The 22314-nt window shown below is 72.5% G+C and carries 16 protein-coding genes and 1 pseudogene; 5 read left to right on the top strand and 12 right to left on the bottom strand.

Features of this window, described 5'->3' with window-relative positions; translation table 11 throughout:
* Positions 1-102: 102 nt before the first annotated feature.
* The 4 genes from ACIF80_RS32705 (at position 103) to ACIF80_RS32690 (ending at position 4946) form a co-directional block, all read left to right on the top strand.
* On the top strand, positions 103-819 hold the full coding sequence (locus tag ACIF80_RS32705; protein ID WP_399811333.1) for a methyltransferase domain-containing protein: 717 nt from the start codon (positions 103-105) through the stop codon (positions 817-819).
* A gap of 142 nt (positions 820-961) precedes the next feature.
* Positions 962-1957, top strand: a complete 996-nt coding sequence (locus ACIF80_RS32700; protein WP_399811330.1) for an SDR family NAD(P)-dependent oxidoreductase — start codon at positions 962-964, stop codon at positions 1955-1957.
* A 14-nt stretch (positions 1958-1971) separates the two neighbouring features.
* Entirely contained in the window at positions 1972-2685 is a 714-nt protein-coding gene (locus ACIF80_RS32695; protein WP_399811328.1) for a sugar phosphate nucleotidyltransferase, read from the top strand.
* Between the two features lie 68 nt (positions 2686-2753).
* Complete coding sequence (locus ACIF80_RS32690; RefSeq protein ID WP_399811325.1) at positions 2754-4946, top strand: ArnT family glycosyltransferase; 2193 nt, start codon at positions 2754-2756, stop codon at positions 4944-4946.
* Positions 4947-5006: 60 nt separating this feature from the next.
* On the opposite strand, the gene ACIF80_RS32685 is transcribed toward ACIF80_RS32690, so the two are convergent.
* Positions 5007-6683 (bottom strand): (2,3-dihydroxybenzoyl)adenylate synthase, encoded by a 1677-nt coding sequence (locus tag ACIF80_RS32685; protein WP_399811322.1) that lies wholly within the window; start codon positions 6681-6683, stop codon positions 5007-5009.
* A gap of 418 nt (positions 6684-7101) precedes the next feature.
* On the opposite strand from ACIF80_RS32685, the gene ACIF80_RS32680 reads away from it, so the two are divergent.
* Positions 7102-12414 (top strand): beta-ketoacyl synthase N-terminal-like domain-containing protein, encoded by a 5313-nt coding sequence (locus tag ACIF80_RS32680; protein WP_399811319.1) that lies wholly within the window; start codon positions 7102-7104, stop codon positions 12412-12414.
* A 458-nt stretch (positions 12415-12872) separates the two neighbouring features.
* Here the strand turns inward: ACIF80_RS32680 and ACIF80_RS32675 are convergent, their stop codons facing one another.
* From ACIF80_RS32675 to ACIF80_RS32625, 11 genes and pseudogenes are all read right to left on the bottom strand, one after another.
* Positions 12873-13295 (bottom strand): SgcJ/EcaC family oxidoreductase, encoded by a 423-nt coding sequence (locus tag ACIF80_RS32675; RefSeq protein WP_399811316.1) that lies wholly within the window; start codon positions 13293-13295, stop codon positions 12873-12875.
* Between the two features lie 126 nt (positions 13296-13421).
* On the bottom strand, positions 13422-14420 hold the full coding sequence (locus tag ACIF80_RS32670) for a methyltransferase (RefSeq protein ID WP_399811314.1): 999 nt from the start codon (positions 14418-14420) through the stop codon (positions 13422-13424).
* Between the two features lie 139 nt (positions 14421-14559).
* The gene (locus ACIF80_RS32665; RefSeq protein ID WP_399811312.1) at positions 14560-15603 is read right to left on the bottom strand and encodes a carboxymuconolactone decarboxylase family protein; all 1044 of its coding nucleotides are present in this window, start codon (positions 15601-15603) and stop codon (positions 14560-14562) included.
* On the bottom strand, positions 15600-16154 hold the full coding sequence (locus ACIF80_RS32660) for a hypothetical protein (RefSeq protein ID WP_399811309.1): 555 nt from the start codon (positions 16152-16154) through the stop codon (positions 15600-15602). The genes ACIF80_RS32665 and ACIF80_RS32660 overlap by 4 nt, the downstream gene beginning before the upstream one ends.
* A gap of 198 nt (positions 16155-16352) precedes the next feature.
* Positions 16353-17951: a tyrosine 2,3-aminomutase gene (cmdF, locus tag ACIF80_RS32655; RefSeq protein ID WP_399811306.1), complete on the bottom strand. Its 1599-nt coding sequence runs from the start codon at positions 17949-17951 to the stop codon at positions 16353-16355.
* Between the two features lie 274 nt (positions 17952-18225).
* Positions 18226-19137 carry an NAD-dependent epimerase/dehydratase family protein gene (locus ACIF80_RS32650; RefSeq protein ID WP_399811304.1) on the bottom strand — a complete coding sequence of 304 codons (912 nt, stop codon included), beginning with the start codon at positions 19135-19137 and terminating at the stop codon, positions 18226-18228.
* Positions 19138-19331: 194 nt separating this feature from the next.
* Entirely contained in the window at positions 19332-19997 is a 666-nt protein-coding gene (locus ACIF80_RS32645; RefSeq protein WP_399811302.1) for a maleylpyruvate isomerase family mycothiol-dependent enzyme, read from the bottom strand.
* A gap of 44 nt (positions 19998-20041) precedes the next feature.
* On the bottom strand, positions 20042-20791 hold the full coding sequence (locus tag ACIF80_RS32640) for a TetR/AcrR family transcriptional regulator (protein ID WP_399811299.1): 750 nt from the start codon (positions 20789-20791) through the stop codon (positions 20042-20044).
* Between the two features lie 188 nt (positions 20792-20979).
* Positions 20980-21303 (bottom strand): annotated as a pseudogene (locus tag ACIF80_RS32635) (AfsA-related hotdog domain-containing protein); the annotation flags it as partial.
* Positions 21304-21319: 16 nt separating this feature from the next.
* Positions 21320-21859, bottom strand: a complete 540-nt coding sequence (locus tag ACIF80_RS32630) for an AfsA-related hotdog domain-containing protein (RefSeq protein ID WP_399811297.1) — start codon at positions 21857-21859, stop codon at positions 21320-21322.
* Complete coding sequence (locus ACIF80_RS32625) at positions 21853-22290, bottom strand: acyl carrier protein (RefSeq protein WP_399811295.1); 438 nt, start codon at positions 22288-22290, stop codon at positions 21853-21855. The genes ACIF80_RS32630 and ACIF80_RS32625 overlap by 7 nt, the downstream gene beginning before the upstream one ends.
* Positions 22291-22314 lie beyond the last annotated feature (24 nt).

Genomic DNA, 22314 nt, shown 5'->3' with positions numbered 1-22314 from the left:
AAGACGGCCCGGCCACGGTGGTCGGCCAGACTGTGCCGCAGCACGGCCCACCCCCCGCACACGGCCGGGCCGTGACGTGCGGTCCGCCGGAAAGGAGCCGCCATGTCCGCCTGGCTCGAGGAATGGAACAGCAGGCAGGACGTCTACGTCGGCGACCGGCACCGGGACCGGCACTTCCGTGCGGTGGCGCGCGACATCGTCCGTCTGCTTCCGGAAGGAGGCAGGCGTGTGCTCGACTTCGGTCCCGGAGACGCCTTGTCCGCCCCGCGGATCGCCGCGGCCTGTGAGGAAGTGGTCCTGTGCGAGGCGGCGGAGACGATCCGGGCCCGGATCTCGGACCGGTTCGCGGACGATCCGGCCATCCGCGTCATCTCGCCGGGGCAACTCGCGGACCTGGCCGACGGGTCGGTCGACCTGGTGGTCGTGCACTCGGTGGTGCAGTATCTCGGCGCGGACGAACTGGATGCCCTCCTGCGGGAGGCACACCGGCTGCTGGGCGCCGACGGACTGCTCGCCGTCGGGGACCTCGTCCCCCCGGGGACGGGGCTGGTGGCGGAGACGGCCGAGCTGCTGCGCTTCGCCCTGCGCGAGGGTTTCCTCGGGGAGGCGGTGCCGGCCCTCGTGCGGCTGGCGTTCTCCCCCTACGCGCGTCGTCGGCGGCGGCTCGGCCTCACCCGGCTCGACGAGGCCGAGATGACGGCCCGGGCACGGCGGGCCGGCCTGTCTGGTCACCGGGTGCGGCCCAACATCGGCAACAACCAGGGTCGTTGGACCTTCGTGGCCAGGCGTGCGGCCGCGTCCGTGCGACCGGGCCGATGAGCGCCTCCGGGTCAGGCCCGCACCTTGGAAGAAGCGGAACCGCGGTGGCGTGTGTGACCGTAGGGGGGCTCGCGAGCGGGGGGACAGCGGTGTCCGGCCCCGCCGCCCGGCAGGTTCTCGGTGTACAGACCCAGGAGGATCCATGGCCGGACTCGTAGCGGTCACCGGGGCTGAGGGATTCATCGGATCACACCTCGTCGAGACGCTGGTGCGGCGGGGGCACCGGGTGCGGGCCATGGTCCAGTACAACTCCTTCGCCTCGTGGGGGTGGCTCGACCGGCTCGACGCCGAGGTGATGAGCCACGTGGAGGTGTGCCCCGGCGACGTCCGCGACCCGGCGTCCGTACGGGAACTGATCGAGCAGGCCTCGGTCGTCTACCACCTGGCGGCCCTGATCGCGATTCCGTACTCCTACCAGGCGCCGCGTTCGTACCTGGACACCAATGTCATGGGCACGCTGAATGTGCTGGAAGCCGTGCGTGCCGCCGGGACACCCAGGCTGGTCCACACCTCGACGAGCGAGACGTACGGTTCGGCGAGGACGGTGCCGATCCGGGAGGAGCACCCTCTGCAGGCCCAGTCCCCCTACGCGGCGACGAAGGTGGCCGCGGACAAGCTCGTCGAGTCCTACCACCTTAGCTACGGTGTGCCTGCGGTGACCCTGCGGCCGTTCAACACGTTCGGCCCCCGTCAGTCGGCCCGCGCGGTCATCCCCACCATCATCAGCCAGCTCGTCGCAGGGGCCCCGCAGATCACCCTCGGCTCCCTGGCGCCCACCCGGGATTTCACCTATGTCACCGACACCGCGGAGGCCTTCGTCTCGGTCGGCACCGCTCCGGCGTCGGCAGTGACCGGGGAGGTCTTCAACGCCGGCACGGGCACGGAAGTGTCCATCGGACGGCTCGCCGCGGACATCCTGCGGCTGATGGGTGCCGACGCCTCGATCAGGGAGGATCCGCAGCGTCTGCGTCCCAAGGACTCCGAGGTCGTACGCCTGGTCTGCGACGCCGGGAGACTGCGCGCGCGCACGGGATGGCGTCCCCGGACGGAGCGCGAGGACGGCCTGCGACGGACCGTCGAATGGTTCCGGGATCCCGTGAACCGGGCGGGCTACCGGCACAACCACTACAACCGCTGAGGGGGACGCGGACCATGCACGCAGTGATCCTGGCGGGCGGCAAGGGGACGAGGCTGCGCCCGTACACCAGCCGGCTGCCCAAGCCTCTGGTGCCGATCGGTGACGAGTTCTCGATCCTGGAGATCGTCCTGAGCCAGCTCTCCCAGCGGGGGTTCGACACGGTGACGCTCGCCATCGGACACCTCGGCCACCTCATCAGGTCCTTCGTGGGCGACGGCAGCCGGTGGAACATGCACATCACCTACGCTTCGGAGGACACGCCCCGGGGGACGATCGGCCCGGTCCTGGGCATCCTCGACCAACTGCCCGAACACTTCCTGGTCATGAACGGTGACATCCTCACCGACCTGGACTACGCCGATGTGCTGGCCCATCACACCAGGGGCGAGGCGCCGCTGACGGTGGCGACCTGCACGCGCGAGGTGCGCATCGACTTCGGCGTGCTGACGACGACCAGCAACCGGGTGGTCCACTTCGTGGAAAAGCCGACGGTCGACTACCGGGTCAGCATGGGGGTCTACGGCCTGAGCCGCACCACCCTCGAAACCTACCCGTCCCACATGCCGTTCGGCTTCGACGACCTGGTCCTCGACCTGCTGGCCCGCGGATTCCAGCCGGCGGAGTACCCCTTCGACGGGTACTGGCTGGACATCGGCCGCCCTGACGACTACGACCGCGCCAACGCCGAGTTCGACTCGATCAAGGGGACCCTGCTCAAGGGGGCCTGAGGGTGTTCCGCATGCCCCCTCATCAGCTGCCGACGGGGCGTACCAGAGATGAAAGGGATGAGAAACGCATGTCTTCCGCTATGCAGGGCTCCCCGTCGGTGACCGTGTCCCCTCCGGATCCGGTGCCCTTCGCCCGGGACGGCCGGAGCCGGGCGAAGGCATGGGCACTGGCCGGGATCTGCGGGCTCGCGGGCCTGCTCTACCTGTGGCTCATCGGTTCCAGCAACTACGGCAACGCCTACTACTCCGCCGCAGTGCGCTCGATGACGGAGAGCCCGACGAACTTCCTGTTCGGCGCCGCGGACCCGTACGGCGCCGTCTCGGTCGACAAGCCGCCCCTGGCACTTTGGCCCCAGGCGGCGTCGGTGGCGGTCTTCGGGTACCACAGCTGGTCGATGCTGCTCCCCCAGGCCGTCGAAGGCGTGGTCACCGTGTTCCTGCTGCACCGCGCGGTCCGCCCGTGGGCGGGGGAACGCGTCGCGCTGCTCGCGGCACTGATCCTCTCGCTGACCCCCATCACCGTCGCCATCAACCGCGACAACAACACCGATTCCCTCCTGATGATGCTGCTGGTCGCGGCGGCGTACGCGTTCACCCGCTCGATCCACGCCGGGACGGACCGCGGCCGCACCACGTGGCTGCTGCTGTGCGCCTTCTTCGTGGGCTGCGGATTCACGGCGAAGATGCTGCAGGCCTGGATCATCGTGCCGGTACTGGCTCTCGCGTTCCTGCTCAGCAGCACCAGCCCGGTGAGGCGCAGGATCAACGATGTCCTGGCCGCCGGTGCCGTCCTGGTCGTCTCCTCGTTCTGGTGGCCCGCGCTGCACGATCTGTGGCCGGGTGACAAGCCCTACATGGGCGGCAGCACGGACGGAAGCGCGTTCCAGCTCGTCTTCGGCTACAACGGGTTCGGCGCGCTGTTCGGCACCGGCCAGCAGCCCGGCGGCTCCGGGATCAACGTGCCCCTCGCGATGGTCGGGCTCTCCGGCGGAATGCCCGGGGTCACCCGCATGTTCTCCGCCGAGGTCGGGGACCAGATCTCCTGGCTGCTCCCGCTCAGCCTGCTGGTGCTGGCCGTCGTGGGAGCCGCCGGCTACCGCCGCCTGTGGTTCCGAACCCCGGGTGATCCCGTGCAGCGGGCGGGCTGGCTCCTGTGGGGCGGATGGCTGGTGCTCGTCGGCGGGGTCTTCAGTTTCACTCAGGGCATCTTCAACACGTACTACACGACGATGCTGGCGCCGGCCGTCGCCGCGGTCTCCGCGGCGGGTATCGCCCTGCTCTGGCGGACATACTGCCGGCCCTCCGGCCGGCAGTGGTTGCTCCTGCCGGCCGCGGTCGCGCTCACGACGCTCTGGGCTTTCGTCCTGGTCTCCAGGGACACCTCGTGGCACGGCTGGACCAGGTGGGCGGCCCTGGGGCTCGCCGCCTTCGCGGTCGTCGTCCTGGTGGTGGCCAAACTGTCGCCGGGGCGGCGTCCCCTGGGGCACGCCGGGCTGGTCGTCGGGGCGGCAGCGGTGCTGCTGGGCCCCGGCGTGTGGTCCGTGGGTACCGCGGCCGTGGCCGCCGACAACGGCGGCTTCCCCACGGCGGGTCCGCCGAACAACGCGTTCAGCGCCCTGCTGCGCGGGGAACTCCCCGACGGCATGGCGCCGCCCGCCGGCATGCCGTCGGGCGGGGGCCGGATGCCCGAGGGCATGGAACTGCCTCCCGGTCTGGAGCTGCCCGGGGGTGCGCAGATGCCCGAGGGCATGCAGCTGCCCGATGGACTCCCGGCGTCCGGTGCCGACAACGCCGCCTCGTCCGGCGCCCGGAGCGGGAAGGGCTTCGGCGGCTCCGACCTGTCCGCCGACAATCGGCGGATCCTCGAGTACGCCGAACGCCACTCGGGCGGTGCCGGCGTCACACTCGCCGTCGAGGGCGGCGGGCTCGCTTCGTCGTCGTTCATCATCGAGACCGGTGCCCCGGTCGTGGGCATGGGCGGATTCCTGGGCGCCGACGACTCGCCCACCGTCGACCAGCTCAGCGAGTGGGTCGACCGGGGGGACCTGAGGTTCGTCCTCACCGCCCATCCCGGCGAGGCGCGGCTGGGCGGCATGGCCGGGATGGGCGGCAGCGTGCAGCAGAAGCGGGTGGCCTGGGTGCGCGAGAACTGCCGGCTCGTCGACCCCGGCGCCTACGGCGGCGAGCCCTTCGACGAGGAACAGGCCCAGCTGCCGGTACCGGGGTTCAGCGACGCGGCGCTGTATCGCTGCGGACCGTGACCGCGATACGCGAAGGGCTCCCCGCCGGTGCAGCCGGCGGGGAGCCCTTCGCGCGGCCGGTCAGGCTGCGGAGGTCCGACCGGCGGCGGCGCGCAGTGCCTTCTTGTCGATCTTGCCCATCGGTGTGGTGGGCAGGGCGGGAAGCGTGATGAGGCGCTCCGGGAGCTTGAACGACGCCGTCTCGGCGTTCTCCATCACCTTCCGGACGTCCGCCAGTTCCGCCCGCGCGCCGTCGGCCAGCACGACGAACAGGCAGATCCGCTCGCCGAGTCCGCTGTCCGGCAGGCCGACGGCGGCCGCCTGCAGCACGCCGTCCACCTGCATGGCGAAGCCCTCCACCTCCTCGGCGTTGATCTTCTCGCCGCCCCTGTTGATGAGGTCCTTCTCCCTGCCGACCACGACCAGGTTGCCGTCCGGCGTCCGGCGTACCAGGTCACCGGTCCGGTACCAGCCGTCGGGGGTGAACGCCCGCGCGTTCGCGGAGGGCGAGTCGTAGTAGCCGCGCGGCGTGTACGGGCCCCGGGTGAGCAGCGCCCCGGGTTCGCCCACCCCCACCGTCCTGCCCTCCGGGTCCACCACCCGGATCTCGTCGTCCGGGCTGATCGGCCGTCCCTGGGTGTGGTGGACCACGTCGTCCGGATCGTCCAGGCGGGTCAGGCACAGCAGGCCCTCCGCCATCCCGAAGACCTGCTGCAGCCTGCAGCCCAGTTTCGGTCCCACCTGCCGGGCCACCTCCGGCTCGAGCCGCGAGGCCCCCACCTGCAGGAGCTCCAGCGACCCCAGGTCGGCGCCCGGATTCTCGTCCCGGTACTGGAGCCACCGCACGACGATGGCCGGCACCACGGACGTGGCGGTCACCCGTTCCCGCCCGATCGCCGCGAACGCGGCCTCGGGTGCCGGCGATCCGGACATCACCACCCGTCCCCCGGTCAGGAGCGTGCCGAGGACTCCGGGGCCGGTGTTGGGGAAGCCGTGGCCGAGCGGCAGGACGGCCAGGTACACCGTGTCGCGTCCGAAGCCGCACACCTGGGCAGCGCGCTTGATCATGTAGCTGAGGTCGTTGTGCGTGCGGGCCACGAGCTTGGGCAGTCCGGTCGTTCCGCCGGACAGCTTGAGCATCGCGACCTCGTCACCGCGCGGCGCGGACAGGTCGAGCTCGGCCGCGGCCCGCGCGGCCTCGTCCGCGTCCAGGGGCTCGCACAGCGCGCGCAGGTCGACGCTGTCCGGCCGTACGTCGGACCCCGCCACGAGGACGTGCCCGACAGCCGGCTGCTCCCCCGCCACTTCGTGCGCCAGCGCCTGGTGGTCGAACTCCCGGTACACGTCGGGCACGACGACGGCACTGGCCCGGGCGTGAGCCACCACGCCCGACAGTTCGCGGTGGCGGTACTGCGGCAGCGCCCAGACCGGCAGGGCGCCGAGCCGCAGGCACGCCACGGTCACGACCACGTGCTCCCAGCAGTTGGGCAGCTGCACCACCACGCGGTCGCCCGCGCGGATGCCGAGTCCTCTCATGCGGACGGCCGCCCCGTCCGCGCGTGCCATCAACTCGCGGTAGTTCATGCGGGCCGGTCCGTCGACGAGGCACACGGCGTCCGGGACCTTCCGTGCGGCCTCGGCCAGATGGGTCCCCAGCGAGCGTCCCTCCCAGTGGCCGGCGGCCGTGTAGCGGGCTGCCACGTCGTCGGGCCAGGGGACGAATCCTGCGCGGGCCGGTGCTGCTGCTGTCTCGTGCATGACTGCTCCGTAGGCTGTTGTGCCAGCCGGGGTACCGGACACGGCTGATGACGACCTCGGCGGCTCCGGGCGGACTGACGCCCGCCGGGCCCTTGGGCCCGGTGCCGGGGCCGGCACCCGCCACGGCCGCTGAACTCCTGCTCCGGAAGCCTAGGGACGCCCCGCTCCGAGGTCGTCTCACCGATTGCTGGATCAGGCGGTGCGGCGGGGACGTCCGCACAGGCCGCACGCCAGAAGTTGTCCGGGTGTCACGGACGGGCCGAATCTGTCGCTCATGGGGACGGCTCACCCTCGCGTGGGTTCTTCCCGAGCAGAGGCAGCGGGGCAGAGCGGCTTCGCAGACACGGCTGCCGGACGAGGCGATCGTCGGCCCCGATTCGTGTCGTGTCCGTTCGGTGAACTGAACAGGAGCGAGGACTTGACGGAATACGCAGCACCCGACGAAGCAATCGCCATTATCGGCATGAGTTGCAGGTATGCCCCCGATCTCGACTCGCCGGACAAGTTCTGGGAATTCCTCGTCAAGGGCAGAAGCACCGTCGGTGACATGCCCGACAAGCGGTGGGAACCCTACGCATCGGGCAGCCCGCAGGCGACCGCGGCGATGCGGGACACCGTTCGCCGCGGCGCGTTCCTCGAGGACATCGAGGGCTTCGATGCCGAGTTCTTCGGAATCTCGCCCAGGGAAGCCGACTTCCTTGATCCCCAGCAGCGCTTCATGCTCGAGCTCGCCTGGGAGGCCCTGGCCGACGCCGGTGTTCCCCCGCTGACACTGCGCGGCACCGACACCGGCGTGTACGCCGCCGCGAATTCCAACGACTACGGCAGGCGGCTCCTGGAGGACATCCCGCGTACCGGCGCCTATGCGGTGAACGGCACGACGCTGTACGGCATCGCCAACCGCGTCTCCTACTTCCTGGACCTCCACGGCCCCAGCATGGCGGTCGACACGGCCTGCGCCGGGGCGCTGACGGCCCTTCACCTCGCCCGCCAGAGCCTGCTGACCGGGGAAACGCCCCTGGCGATCGTCGGCGGCCTCAACATCATGTCCACGCCCTCCCTCAACGTGGCCCTCGACGACGCCGGAGCCATGTCCCCGGACGGCCGCAGCAAGGCCTTCGACGAGGACGCCGACGGGTACGGACGCGGTGAGGGGGCAGGGGTCCTCGTCCTCAAGAGGCTGTCCGACGCACGGCGCGACAACGATCCCGTCCACGCGGTCATTCGTGGCAGCGGTGTCTTCCAGGACGGCCGTTCCGACGGCATGATGGCGCCGGACGGGGACGCCCAGGAGCACATGCTCCGGCGGGCGTACCACCGGGCGGGGGTGGACCCGGCCACCGTGGACTACGTCGAGGCGCACGGCACGGGAACACCCACCGGTGACCGTGAGGAGATCACCGCCCTCGCCAAGGTGTTCGGAGCCGGCCGGCCGCCCCATGCCCCGTGCCTGATCGGATCGGTGAAGCCCAACGTCGGTCACGTCGAGGGCGGCTCCGGCATCACCGGTGTGATCAAGACCGTTCTCGCGCTGAGGAACGAGCTGATCCCCCCCACCCTCCACGACCGGCCCCGCACCGACGTCGACTGGGACGCCTGGGGGGTGCGCCTGGTCGGGCAGGTGCAGGAGTGGCCCTCCTGCGGGCGGCCCCGGCGCGCGGGAGTCTCCAGCTACGGCGTCGGGGGCACGATCTCCCACGTGATCCTGGAGGAGAGCCCGGTGCCGGCGGCGGCCTCGTCCGCCGACGCCTCCGCCGGCGTGGGGACGCCCGCCCTCTTCCCGCTCTCGGCCGCCTCGGAGGCGGGACTGCGCGCGCTGGCGGACGGGGCCGCCGGCTGGGTGGCCTCTCGTCCTGACACCCCGCTGCCGTCGGTCGGACACACCCTGGCTCAACGGCGCTCGCACCTCGCCCAGCGTGCCGCGGTCGTCGCGGACTCGGCCGGGCAGCTCGTCGACCGGCTGCGCGAGGTCGCCGAGGGACGCAACGGCCCCGGCATCGCGTCGGCACGCACCGGTGCCGGACGCGCCGACGACGCCGTCTGGGTCTTCTCCGGGCACGGTGCCCAGTGGTCCGGGATGGGCCGCCGGCTGCTGGCGAGCGAGCCGGTCTTCGCCGCGGCCCTCGACGCGCTGGGCGAGGTGTTCCGCGACGAACTCGGCTGGACTCCCCGGGAGGCGGTCACCGAGGGCGGACCGTGGACCGCCGCCCATGTCCAGGCACTGACCTTCGCCGTCCAGATCGGGCTGGCCGACGTGTGGCGCAGCAAGGGCCTGCGGCCGGGCGCGGTCATCGGGCACTCCGTCGGTGAGATCGCGGCCGCGGTGGTTGCCGGGGCCCTCGACCGTGAGGAGGCCGCCCGGTTCGCGTGCCGCCGTGCGTCGGCGCTCCAGCGGCTCGACGGGCGGGGCGCCATGGTCATGGTCGGGCTTGCGTTCGAGGAGGCGGCCGTGCGCCTTGACGGCAGGCGGGACGTGGAGGCCGCCATCTCGGCGGGACCGCACTCCACGGTCCTGTCCGGTGACCGTTCGGCGGTCCTGCGCGTCGCCGAGGAGTGGCGGGCCTCGGACGTGTGGACGCGGACCGTCGACTCCGACATCGCTTTCCACAGCGTCCACGTCGACGAGGTGACCGGCGACATCGAGTCGGCCGCACGCCGGCTCACGCCCCGGCCGCCGGCCGTCCCCCTGTACACGACGGCGCTGAGCGACCCGCGGTCGCGGGCTTCGCGCGACAGCGGCTACTGGACGGCGAACCTGCGCAGGCCGGTCCGCTTCACCGAGGCCGTCCGCGCGGCCGCCGAGGACGGCCACCGGCTGTTCCTCGAGGTGTCCAGCCACCCGGTGGTGGCCCATTCGGTCAGCGAGACGCTTCTGGACCTCGGCATCGAGGACGCCGCGGTGGCCGGGACGCTGCGGCGCGACACCGACGAGGTGGAGTCGCTGCTGGAGAACCTCGCCGAACTGCACTGCCACGGCATGGCCGTCGACTGGGCGCGCCACCACACCGACGGCGGGCTGGTGGGACTGCCGGCGGCCGTGTGGCAGCACCGGCCCTACTGGATCTTCCCCGAGACCACCGCCGACGCGGGTCTGGGCCGTGGGCACGACCCCGCGAGCCACAGCCTGCTGGGCGGCCGGATGACCGTCAGCGGCTCACCGACCCGGCAGGTGTGGCAGACACGGCTCGACATGGACAGCCGGCCCTACCCGCAGAGCCACGGGCTCGTCGGCGTCGAGGTCACCCCTGCGGCGTCCATCATCAACACCTTCGCCGCAGCCGTGGAGGAGGACGGTCCGTCGGCTCTGACGGACATCGTGCTGCGTACGCCCCTGGCGGTGGAACCGCCTCGGGTGGTCCAGGTGGTACGCGAAGGCAGGTCGCTGTCGCTCGCCACCCGTGTGGCCGACGACGCCGACGCCGACGCCGACGGGAGCGAGTGGATCACGCACACCACGGCCGCCGTCACGCCGGGGGTCCGCCCGGCCGGCGGGCGGCTGGACACGCAAGCCGTCCGCTCCCGGCTCCCGGAGGGATCGCTCACCCGGGCCGACGAGATGTTCGAGCGCATGGGGGTCGAGGGCTACGCCTTCCCCTGGGACCTGGAGGAGCTGCGCCACGACCACCGTGAGCAGCTCGCCGTGCTGCGGATCGAGCCTTCGCCGGCCCGGCGAGCGACCAGCTGGGCGCATGTCATCGACGGCGCGCTGACCATCAGTGCGATGGTGGTCTCCCCGGGGGACGCCACCGTGCTGTGGATGTCCCGGTCCATCGAGCAGGTGACGTGGTCGGGTGAGCCCCCCGCCAGGCTCATCGTGCACAGCACCCGTTCGCCCCGGTCACCGCACGACACGGTCGACGTGCGGGTCGCCGACGAACGGGGGGAGGTCGTCTGCGAGGTCGTCGGGCTGCGATTCGCGGCCGTCGAGCACATCGGCGCCGCGGTACTGCCCAGCGAACTGGTGCACGAGATCGTGTGGCGCCCCTGGGACCCGGAGGGCCACGGGAGCGCCGGGGAGGCGCCCGTGGAGCAGGTGATCCTCGTCGGGGATCCCGAGGCCACCGTTCCTCTCGCCGAACACCTCGAGTCGGCCGGCATGACCTGCGTACAGGTGGGCGGCTCACCGGAGACGGGGCTGCGGCCCGACCTGTTCGCCCGGCCGGGCGCGGTGGTCGTCGCGCCCGCCCTGGCCGGTTCGGGCACGGCGCCGGAGGAGGAGGCGGAGCGCGTGTCGTGGCTGCTCGTACGGACCGTGCAACGTGTGGCCGAGATCCGGGCCGAGGTCGCCGGGGACACAGCGGCGCAGCGGGTGTGGTGCGTCACCGGCGACGTCCGCGGGGCCCGGGACGAGCGGTCCGTGGCGCACGGGCCGCTGTGGGGTCTGGCTCGCATCGTCGCGGGAGACCATCCCGAACTGTGGGGCGGGGCCGTCGACATCGGGCCGTCGGCCGACGGCATCGGCGCGCGTCTGGTCGCGCTGCTGGACGGTGCCGCCGGTTCGGAGGACGTCATCTCGCTGACGGGCGAGGGAGCCGAGGTCGCCCGGCTGAGCCGCATCGACCGCAGTGCGGACGGTACGCCGCTGCAGTGTTCGCCCTCGGGCACCGTCCTGATCACCGGCGGCCTGGGCGCTCTGGGGCTGGAGGTCGCGAGGTGGCTGGTGGACCGGGGCGCCCGCCGGCTCGTGCTCGTCAGCCGCCGTGCCCTGCCCGACCGTGCCCAGTGGCCTGCCGTCACCGACGCCGAGACCAGGCGCAGGATCGAAGGCGTGCTGGCGCTCGAGGCACTCGGCGTCACGGTCCGGGTGCTCGCGCTGGACATCACGGACGTCGACCAGGTGTCGGCGGCGCTGGCACCGGGAGCGCTCGGTCTGCCGCCGGTGCGGGGAGTCGTGCACGCGGCAGGTGTCGTCAACAACGCCCTGGTGGACAAGGTCGACCTGGAGGGACTGCGGGAGGTGCTGGCGCCCAAGGTCCGTGGCGCCATGGTGCTGCACCGGCTCTTCCCGCCCGGTGACCTCGACTTCTTCGTGTTGTTCTCCTCCTGCGGCCAGTTCGCCCGTCTGTCGGGCCAGGCCAGTTACGCCGCGGCCAACTCGTTCCTCGACACGCTCTCGAGCCACCGCAACGCGGGAGAGCACACCGAGACCGTCAGCCTGGGCTGGACGGCCTGGCGGGGGCTGGGCATGTCCTCGAACATCGACACCACGATGTTCGAGGCCAACTCGCGGGGCCTGGAGGCCGTCTCCGCGTCCGAGGCGTTCGGCGCGTGGTCCTTCGGCGACCGGTTCCAGTCCGACTACCAGGCCATACTCCGGGTGGTGCCGACCCCCGCGCACACGCCGCGCCTGCCGGTGTTCCGTGACCTGCCCGTCTCCGGCGAGACGGGCGGCCCCACGGGCGACCAGCTCTTCACCACTGCTCTGGAAGGCCTTCCGGAGCAGGAGGCACGCGAGAGGATCACCGCCGACGTGCGCGAACAGGTGGCCGGAGTGCTCAACTTCGACCCCGCGGAAGTGGAGGTCAAGCGCCCCCTCGTCGAGCTCGGAGTCGACTCCGTGATGACGGTCGCCCTCCGGGTGCGCCTGCAGCGTCGGTACGGCCTCGAGCTCCCGCCCACGATCCTGTGGGCCAAGCCGACTGTGGCGGCCCTCGCCGAACACGTCTGCGACAGCCTGCGTCCGGCCGGGGAGGCCCACGAGGACGTGGCTGCGCCGACCGCGGCGGCGTAGGGCCCGGCGCGCCCAGGGGCCGCCCCCGTTCCGCCGCACGGTCTGCCTTCCGCCCGCGTCGGGGGGGGGGGGGGGGGGGGGGGGGCGGCGGGGGCGCGGGCCCCCCCCCCCCCCCCCCGGCCCGGGGCCCCCCCCCGGCCCCCCCCCCGGGGGGCCCCCCCCCCGGGGGGGGGCCCCCCGGGGGGGGGGGCCCCCCGCCGCGGGCCCTCCGCGTACGCCGCGCCGGCGGCCCGGGCCCCGGCCCCGACCCCTGTCTGGTGCCGGCGCGGCGTACGCGCACGGCGAGAGGCCCTTGCGGGCCGGACACGAGGTCCGGCCCGCAAGGGCCTCTCGCCGTGGCGGGCAGGGACGTCCGGGGGAACGAAAACACCCCCGCCCGCCGTCCGTTCGCCGCCGGCTGTGGGCGGCGAACGGGCTTCAGCGCCCCTCGGTGAGGGGCTCCGGGAGGACGGCAGGGGTCACGGCAGACGGACGGGGCTGTTGTGGTAGGCCTCGATGAGCCACGCACCCTCACGCCTGCCGAGGACCCATGTGGCCCGGATTTCCTTGTCGGGGGCGACCGAGTCCTCCCCGGGAGCCATGACTCCTCCCTGAGTGATCAGGATCGCCGCGTCGGGGCCGGTGAACCTTACGTCGATGGGCACGCCGAACACCGAGGTGCCCTTGTACGGGCCGGCATAGCACGCGGTCATGAACTCCCGGATCCCGTCGACTCCCTTCTGGAAGATGTCGCCGGGAAGCACCATGGTCCCGTCCGGTGCGAAGAGGCTCGCGAAGGCGGAGGCGTCGTTGGACGCCCATGCCTCCATCATGCGCCGGGGGACGTCGGCCACGGCCGTGATGTCCCGGTCGGCCGCGGCTACCGAAGGGCCAGAACTCATTTTCACTCCCATTTCCGTGAATTCTGCTGCGAGGTTCCCTCCGCATCCTGTCGTCGGAATCCGGCATCGGAAATATCGCGGATTGCGGACTCCGCCGGCCGGCGTTCTCCGGCTTTCGGGAAGCGGTCAGAGTGCGGTCATTTCGACTATCGAGACGTAGCTGACCGGGTGTGCCGCGCGTACGGCTAGGCCGGCCCGTGCGGCGAGTTCGTCCAGTTCGGCAAGGCTGCGTTCCTTGCCGCCGAAGTAGGTGAGCATGCGCAGATCCATGCCGGTGCCGGCGTGCTCGTCGGCGGCTACCGCTTCGATGACGAGCACGGCGCCCCCGCTGCCGGCCGCCTGCGCGCACCGCCTCAGGATCGCCACCGCCGACGGGTCGTCCCAGTCGTGCAGGACGGCTGACAGCACGTAGCCGCCGGCGCCGGCCGGCAGCGGGTCGAAGAAGCTGCCCACCACCACCTGTGCCCGTTCGGACAGCCCGGTGTCCAGGAACCTGCGGTGCGCGGCCGATGCGGGCCCCTGCAGGTCGAGGACGGTTCCCGACAGGTCCGCGTGGGCTGAGAGCAGTGCGCTGAGCAAGCCGCCGCTGCCGCCGCCCACGTCGACGACGTGCCCGAGGGCAGCCCAGTCGTACTTGGCCGCGATGCCGGCGTAGTCCAGTTCCAGGTGATGGCTCATCAGGGTGTCGAAGGACGCCGAGAGAACGGGGTCGCAGGCGAGGTCCTGCCAGAAGGACGTCCCGTAGCGCACCGGATACGCGGGCTGCCCCGTGCGAATGCTGTGGGCCAGCTCGACGAAACCGAGGTCGCCCCGCCCCACGGCACTGTTCATGTCCAGCCACTTGCGTTTTCCGGCGGCGTGGTCGTCGCGCAGCTGCTCCCCGAACTCCGTCAGACCGTAGGCACCCTGGCCGTCCCTGGTGAACAGGCCGACGGCGACCAGGTGGCGCAGCAGCCTGTCCAGGGAATCGGCATGTGCCCCGGCCGCGGAGGCGATCTCCTCGGCGGTGCGGTGTCCGGCCGTTATGTGATCGGCGACCCGCAGCGTGGCCGCCACGCGGACCGCCATGGGAGTCGCCAGATCGGCCAGCGCCCTCAACCCGATGTGTGCAGCCCTCTTTCCCACGGCTGCTCCCTTCTCCGCCCGGCGGGCACGGGCCCGCTCCTTGTCCTTGACTGCCGAGAACACCTGTGGTGGAGTCCGCCTGATCGGCGGGGACGCGCCGTGGCGGAGGCACGTCCGTCCGTGGACATCCGGTGCGCGTTCACCGGACGGGGGCCGTCCGGCCGAAGCGCGGGAAGCCGGCCCCGATATGGAAGGCGGTGGTCAGCGCCGACCAGGAGGTGGCCTCGATCAGTTCCCTGTCGAGGGGGTGCCGTTCGCGGAAGGAACGTACATCGGCTTCCACGACCTGGTACGGGGCGAAGGCCGTCAGGAGGACCAGCCGGGCGACCGGCGCGTCAGCCGGGGGGTACTCCCCCGTCGCTTCGTCGAGCCAGGCACGGCTGGGTCCCACGGGCTCCCCGTCCCACTCGGAAAGACGCCCGCGAAGCCCCTCGCGCACCCGAGGGGGGACCCAGCGCGCCGCCCCGTCCACGGCCGCTGTCGCGCGGGCCAGGGCCCCCGCCACTGCGGGACTCGCTTCGGCCCAGGACAGTTCGGGGGGCAGGCGGGCCGAGGGCAGGAGACCGAGTGACGTCCCGGGCTCCAGAGGGACCCGGGCGGCGGGAGTCATGCGCTGGGCGACGGCACGCATGAGCAGCCCCCGCATGCGTCCGGGGACGGGCTCAGGCAGGGGAGAGTCACCGAGGAACACGCTGACCATGCGGTTCAGGTAGTGGAACGTGACCGCCACACCGAAGAGTTCCGCGGCCTGTGCCGGGGTCAGCCCGTCGGGGGCGGGACGCCGGGGGCGCCCGGGCCTCTCGACGGCCCGCACCCAGGCGGCGATGTCCGCGGCCGCGTCCTGCTCCGCCGGCCGGCGCAGGGTGTCGAGCTTTGCCTGGTGGACCTCGACGCAGTAAGGGCACCTGTTGGCCCGGGAAACGGCGGCGGCGACGGCTTCCTTCACGGCGCGGTCCGCACCCCGGCCCGCGAGCAGTGTCTCTCGCAGCAGCAGCCAGCCGGCGGCGAGCGGTGCGGCAGCCGGGGAGTGCAGAGCGAGCGGCGGGGCCAGCACGCCGAAGTCCCGCTCGCACTGCGTGTAGACGGCCGCGACTAGGCCGTCAGCCGTACGCGGGTCCACGACAGCGACGTGCCGCACCTGCCGTGACGCGTCCCTCAGCAACCGTCGGACAACGGTCTTCAACGCTCTTCCTCCCCGCCCCGTGCGGCGGCCGGGCCGCCCGGGGCCGTCGCCGGGGGCGCCGTGTCCGCGGGCCGGCCGTGACGGTCCTCTTCGGCCCGCGTCCGGCCGGTGACGAGGCCTCTCCTCGCGAACCGGACACGGCGGCGCCGGCGGCGCAGGGCCAGCGGGGACTCGGGTTGTGCTGTCGCCGTACGGCCGGGCGCCGGGGAGCCGGACGCCGCGGCCGTGGACGCACGCGCGGCACGGCTGTCGGGCCCGGCCGCGCCCCGGCCGTCAGCGGCACCGACCGGGACCGCCGCTGTCCCTCCTGCCGTCCCCGGCCCGTCCTCCGGGCCCTGCGGGTCGGCGAATCCGAAGCCGGGAACGCCCTGGTCCATGAACAGACGCATCAGCGCGGCTGCAGCCAGGCGCGCGGAATCGGCCGTGTAGGCGGGGGCGACGGTGGCCAGTGCGCTCGTCGGCCCCTCGGCACGGCACCCCGCGGACGTTCTGCGGCGCCCGCCGACCAGAGCGTTCCTCGGGGTGGAATTCAACAGGGGGATGTAGCTCATACTCTGCCTCCCTCGCCGTGACGGCAGCCAGGCGTCCGCACGGGCGAGGGCCGCGCTCACGCGGACTTGTGCCGCGCGAACGGGTGCCTGCCCGGGCCGGGAGGGCCCCTGGCTGTGAAGGATCATTCTCAGCCGGTCGTGCGGAACGACGCCTCTTCCCACGTGCGCAGCTTCGCCGCCGCTCCCTGCTCCGGAGGGTCAGCGCAGAACGATCCCCTCCTGCCGCAGGAGCAGATGGAGGAACTCGGCCCGGGACAGGGCAGTGGCGATCAGCTCGACGTCCTGCGCCATCGAGCGGTCGACGCCGAGGGGCGGGACCAGGGAACGCACCATGTCGTACGTGGCCATGTTCGCCGGGCTCAGCTCGTCGGATCTCCGGGAGAGGTCGGCGGTCTGAGCGGCGGCGATGAGGCCGATGGCAAGGATCCGGTCGTTGTTCTGCAGCACGCGTCGTGCGGTGCGGGCCGCCAGGAGCCCGGTGCCGGCCGGTCCCCGGTCGTCGCCGAGGGCGGTCACGGCCTGAGCGGCGGCAGTGCCGACCATCCGGTTCTCCGCCGCGAGGGCCCGCGCGGTGTGGCCGACGCCCGCGAAACCGTGGTGCCGTGCCGGATCCGCCGCCACGAGGTACCGCGGGACGCCGGAGTCCGGACGGCGGGTGAGCATGCGGTCGATCTGTCGTACGGCCAGCTCGCCGACGTGGCCGAGCGCGATGGTGACAAGCTCCAGGGCGAGCGCCACGGCCCCGCCCTGCGCGGTGGTGCCGTGGAGGACCTTGCCGTCCGGGAGGAAGAGGGGTTCGTCGTTGGCGGAGTTGAGTTCCCTCTCCAGCTTCTCCGTGGCGTGCCGCAGGGTGTCCCGGGCCGCGCCGAGCACCTGCGGCACCGTCGGTGCCGTGCGCATCCCGTGCACCTGCTGCCCGGGGAATCCGGGCGCGGCGCCTTTGTGCTCCGCTTCCCTGCTCTCCCGGCTGCCCCGGCTGCCCCGGCTGCCCGCCAGCAGATCGCGCACGTTGGCGGCCGAGTCGGTCTGCCCCCGATGCGCACGGGCCGGGTCGTCTCCTGCGGCCAGGGACGGGCTGCCGGGACCCTGCACCGCGTCGTCGACAAAGGCCGAGGCGATCTCCGCCTGGCGCACCTGGTCAAGGGCCCGTGCCACCACGAGCGCTCCCAGGCCGCCCGTGCCCGACGTGCCGTTGATCAGCGCAGTGCCCTCCTTGACCCCGAGCCGGAGCGGTGCGACTCCCCTCGCGTCCAGGACCCTGCGGGTCTCCTGGCGCCTGCCGTCGTGCAGCACATGCCCTTCCCCGATCAGGGTGCTTGCCACATGGGCGAGGGGAACGAGATCAACCGGACCAGGTGCCCCGATCTCGGGCACGGCCGGGACGATCCCTTCGTTCAGATAGAGCACCATGCGGTCGAGCAGGTCCGGCCGCACGGCCGAGTGCCCCTTGGCCAGCGAGTTCAGACGTGCCGTCACCATGGCCCGGGCCTCGTCCTCGGCGTACAGGGGCCCGACGCCGGCGCTGTGGCTGCGCACCAGGTTCGTCTGCCGTTCGCACTCCCCCGCCGCATCGACGCCTGGCGGGCTCTCCCGGCCGTCACCGCCGACGGCACCGGGGACGGGCTCGCCACGCGCGATCATGCTCTCCAGCGCGGCACGGCTTCTGCGTACCTTCTCCATCGCTTCGGCGTGGACCTCCACGGGGGCCCCTGACTCCGCGACGCGACGCAGGGCGTCGACGGTGAGGCTCTCGCCGTCGACGACGACCGGACCGGTGGCGGTCTCAGCTGTGGTCACTTCTCACACTCCCTGCGGGGCGCCAACGGGTCCCGAACCGGGCGGCGCAGCCCGAGCAGCCGCTCCCGGGCCGTCACGAGCCGGGTGACACCGGCTCCGCCGCTGTTCGGCGGGCACACGAACAGCCTTCCTGTCCACGGAGCGCCCCGGGAATCATGTGGCGTACAACAAAGGGTGTACAGACTGAGTTGCGCAAGTCGCCGGACACACTGCAGCACGTGGCGACTTCGCCACGTCCGGTGAGCGGGGCGGTGTCCGCAGCGGACGGGCGCAGTCACGCCGGACGATCGCCTTCCAGGGGCGGGCCGGCCGACCACAGCGCATCCAGCGACCGGGCGAGCGGGTACACGGGCCGCCAGCCGAGGGCCTCGGCGGCGGCGGAGATGTCCGAGCACTGCCAGGAGACCCGCTCCGACCGGGCGGAACCGGCGCCCTGTTCCTCGATGCGCCCGCGGAAGCCGGCCGTGTCCGCGAGCCGGTGCACCAGATCGCGCACCGGGACGGCCTCCCCGCCGCCCACGTTGAGCACGGGCGGCAGCGGTCCGGGGACGGTCACCGCCCGCTCCACCGCCCGCGCCACGTCGCGTACGTCGACAAAGTCCCGGTACGCCGACAAGTCGCCCAGGCGCAGCACCGCGTCGGGGCCGGTGTCCGTCTTGCCCAGGAGGGCGCAGACCCGGCCGGGCAGTCCCGAGGCCGGTGCGCCGGCCCCCACCGGGTTGCCGACTCGCAGGACCAGTGCGTCCAGCCCCGAGGCGGACACCGTCACCGTGCCAGCCAGTTTCGTGGCTCCGTAGACGGTCACCGGGCGGGTGGCCGCCGACTCCGGCGCGGGGACCCGGTCCGTCCGGGGGCCGTACTCGGCGGCCGACCCCAGATGGACCAGGCGGGCGGTGGGACGGGTCCGGACCAGCGCCGCACAGAGCACGGCCGGGCCGCGGGCGTTGGCCTCCGCGAGCGTCACCGGGTCGCCGCCCGTCGCTCCGGCGCAGTTGACGACGGCGTCGGGCGCTGCCGCGGCCAGTTGCTCGGACAGTCGGCCGACGGAGTCGGACGCCAGGTCGACGGGCACGTCGGCGCTGGAGGAGCGTCCGCCGCCGAGAACCAGCGCACCGGGCAGCGCGGCGAGCCGTGCGGTGACATGTGTGCCGAGATAACCGGTGTGGCCCAGAACGAGTATGCGCATGCGGTGGTCGGACTCCCTCGGGTGGCAGGGCCCTGCGGCCGGCGGACTCGGCGTCGGCCGGCCGTGGTCGTCGGGCCGGCCGCGATGTCCGGCCAGTATCCGCCGGGGGCATCGTCGAGACCGGCACCGGACCTCTTTCCGGCCCGCCGATCGGCTACCGGCCCGGGGAGCCGGTCACGCCTCACGGCATCAGGTCACGCCGGTTCGCAGCGGCTGCGCAGCAGTTCCACGCCGTCGCCGTCGAGGTCGTCGCAGTACGCCGCGCGTCCGGTCATGGCCATCACCAGCGCCATGGTGGGCCCGGACACCAGCAGTCCGGAACCGCTCGTGAACGGGCCGTCGTCCGCGACGAGTTTCAATCCACCGATGCGTCCCTTGGCCACCACCACGAGGTCCGTGCCCCGGTAGTACTCGGCCACCTGCGTGACGGCCTCGACCGGATAGTCACGACGGATGTCCAGCGGGCGCCGGATGTCCTCTCCGTGCACGATCGTCTCGCCCAGCACGGCGATGGCGGGCACAGCAGGTTTGGTCCTGCTGGGAACGACATGCCGGAACCGCTCAAGGGTCTCGGCCGGAGTCGTTCCCAGCTGCTCGGCCAGCCTCATGGCCACCTGCTTGTCGAAGTCGAACCGGCAGCGGATCACCCCCGCCAGCCAGCGCAGGGTGTTCAGGCTCGCGCTCGCGGTGAGATGCGCCAGCACCTCGCGCACCGTCAGACCGGAGCACAACGAAGGCGTTGCCCACTCGTCGGTGGTCAGGTCTCCCAGATCGGCAGCCAGCGCTGCCCGCTCGGCGCGGATCGAGGGCCAGACCCCGGTTGCACCGTCACGGTCTGCTGTCATGTTTGGGTCAGTCATGTGGGCAGGTCTCCTGTCGCGGATCGTGCCCTCCATCTTCCCGGTCAGGAAGGGGTGGTTCCGTCCGGCAGGGGTGTTCCTGAGGGAGGTTTCTGCTCCGGAGCGGATCCGTCGCAGTGCTCCGCACGGGGCGCTACCGGTGGGCGGGAAGCAGTACTTTGCCGAGCTCGTCCGTGGTGAGAGGGGGTGGGGGGAAGACGGGACGCTGCGGGGTGGGGGCGCAGGCCGTCGAGGAGCAGGGCGAGCGGGCGGCGGTGGGCGCGGCCGTGACGAGTGCGGGAAGGGCCCGGCCCCGATGCCACGGCGAGGAGCAGGTCCTCGCTCGTGGCATCGGGGCCGATCGTGCTCTGCCTCTGGCCCTGGCGGAGCAGGGCGCCGACGGTCCGGCGGTGCTGTAGGTGAACCAGCTCCAGGGTGGTCGCGCCTTCGGGGCGGGGGCCGGCCGGGCGACCGACGCTGCGCTCGGCCGGCAGAGCCGCGAACACCGTGTACAGATAGTCCGTCAGCCCTGTCCATGCGCTCGGGACGGCCAGGGCCCGGTCGCCCGCGGTGGTGATGTCGGTGAGCGTGCTGGAGGAGACCTCGTCGACGAGTGCCTCACGGTGGGGAAAGTGGCGGTAGAGCGTGGCGCTTCCCACGCCCGCCCGCCGGGCGATCCGGTCCAGCGAGGTGTGCAGCCCCTCGGCGGCGAAAGCATCGCGGGCGGCCCGCACCAGCAGCTCTCGGTTGCGCAGCGCGTCACGCCGCCGGGGTGCCGGCACGTCCGGCCGGTCCGCAGCCCGGGCGTCGGTCATGCCGGCCTGCCGCTGGGCACGGCCGGCAGGAGGGCCCCATGACGACGGCGGCCCCTTCCGCGCCGCTGCGTCTTCCGTACGTTCATGCCCGCAGTACGCGACAGGCGCCGTCTTGCGAAGAGGGGTGTTCGGGGCGAACGTGGCTCGCCCGAAGCGGCGCTGGATTCCTGGCGTCAGGACGCCGGCTGTCACGGCTTCACCTCGGTCAGTTCCACGGTGCCGCCCGCGACGCGGACGCCGGCCTGGTCGATGCCGACCGACGCGGTCACCGTTCCTTGCTGCCCGGTCGCCGCCACCGTGCAGGTGGCGGGCACGTCGGTTTCCACGAAGATGCCGAATTCGAGTTCGGCCCGGGTCAGGACCGCCTCGCCCGTGCGCAGACCCGAGTCCGCCGCGCTGCGCGGCGCGGACTGCCGCATGGCTTCGATGAGCAGCGATGCCGGCACGTGGTCGTAGTCCCGGTCGAAGAACGAGGGGTGGGACCGGTCCACCACCAGGGAAACCGATTGCGCCGCACGGCGGGCCCGATCACCACGTTGCTCCGGTCGTACCGTCCGACCAGCTCGGGTCCGACCGGCCGGGCCCCCGGCGCTCCGCCCGGTTCGGCGGTTCGGCGGTTCGCCGGAACCTCGGGTAGTCCCGGATCTCGCGGTAGGAGTCGCGGGGGAACAGGATGCTCCCGAACGAGAGCGTCATGGCCGGTACCGGGCCGACGAAGAAGTCGCCCGTGACGTCGAGCGTGTCGCCGGTGCGCGTGACGCGTACCTTGATGACGCCTTGCAGCGGTGTGGTTCCGTCGATACGGAAGGCGGGCAACTCCTGTACGGCCAGCTTCAGTTGCTGCACGGCCGTCGGGGTACCCCGCGGGACGCCGAGGTACTCGTGCCGCACCACGACGAACGCCTGCCGGAACGCCTCGATCACGACGGCGGGGTCGTGCCGGTGCGTCCGCTGGTCGGACCAGAGGGGGTGGTCGTGCGCCACCCGTACGGCGATCGCGAATTCCGCGGCGCCGGCTCGGGCGTGGCCGGTGACGAACACCTCACGGGGCGAGAGCCGGTTCACCATCGTGGGCGGCACCCACCGGTCGAAGCCGAGAGTGTGGACGGGATCGGTGGTCGCCGGGGACTCCCGGGCCGGCGGTGCTCGTCGAGGACCTTGGCCAGTGAGCGGATCGTCGGGTTGTCGAGGATGTCGGTCATGCTGATCCGCAGGTCGGTCACCGCCTGCAGCCGGCCCCGGAGTTCCGCAGCGGCCAGCGAGTTGAGTCCCCGGGCGACGATGTCGTCGCCGAGGCCGACTGTGCCGTGTGCGCCGAGTACGTCGGCGACGGCGGTGCACACCGCGGTGGTGATGTCGGCCGCCTGCTCGATCGCGGTGTCCGTCGTGGCCGGTGCCGGCCACCAGCACTGCCGGGTGAAGGGGTAGGTGGGCAGGTCGGCCCGGCGTGCACCGGTGGCGGTGAACGCCTCGGCCCAGTCGACCGAGCCGCCGGCCACGAACCGCTCGGCCGCGGTGCGCAG

Source organism: Streptomyces sp. NPDC085927, from assembly GCF_044540975.1.
Lineage (GTDB): Bacteria > Actinomycetota > Actinomycetes > Streptomycetales > Streptomycetaceae > Streptomyces > Streptomyces hirsutus.
This window is presented reverse-complemented; position numbering and strand designations above follow the sequence as displayed.

Excerpts from the sequence above, each read along its gene's own strand:
- ACIF80_RS32675 (WP_399811316.1), bottom strand. The coding sequence starts at position 13,295 with ATGAGTTCTGGCCCTTCGGTAGCCGCGGCCGACCGGGACATCACGGCC.
- ACIF80_RS32660 (WP_399811309.1), bottom strand. The coding sequence starts at position 16,154 with ATGAGCTACATCCCCCTGTTGAATTCCACCCCGAGGAACGCTCTGGTC.
- ACIF80_RS32685 (WP_399811322.1), bottom strand. The coding sequence starts at position 6,683 with ATGCACGAGACAGCAGCAGCACCGGCCCGCGCAGGATTCGTCCCCTGG.
- ACIF80_RS32640 (WP_399811299.1), bottom strand. The coding sequence starts at position 20,791 with ATGACCGACGCCCGGGCTGCGGACCGGCCGGACGTGCCGGCACCCCGG.
- ACIF80_RS32705 (WP_399811333.1), top strand. The coding sequence starts at position 103 with ATGTCCGCCTGGCTCGAGGAATGGAACAGCAGGCAGGACGTCTACGTC.
- ACIF80_RS32645 (WP_399811302.1), bottom strand. The coding sequence starts at position 19,997 with ATGACTGACCCAAACATGACAGCAGACCGTGACGGTGCAACCGGGGTC.
- ACIF80_RS32630 (WP_399811297.1), bottom strand. The coding sequence starts at position 21,859 with ATGGTGAACCGGCTCTCGCCCCGTGAGGTGTTCGTCACCGGCCACGCC.
- ACIF80_RS32650 (WP_399811304.1), bottom strand. The coding sequence starts at position 19,137 with ATGCGCATACTCGTTCTGGGCCACACCGGTTATCTCGGCACACATGTC.
- ACIF80_RS32690 (WP_399811325.1), top strand. The coding sequence starts at position 2,754 with ATGTCTTCCGCTATGCAGGGCTCCCCGTCGGTGACCGTGTCCCCTCCG.
- ACIF80_RS32695 (WP_399811328.1), top strand. The coding sequence starts at position 1,972 with ATGCACGCAGTGATCCTGGCGGGCGGCAAGGGGACGAGGCTGCGCCCG.
- ACIF80_RS32700 (WP_399811330.1), top strand. The coding sequence starts at position 962 with ATGGCCGGACTCGTAGCGGTCACCGGGGCTGAGGGATTCATCGGATCA.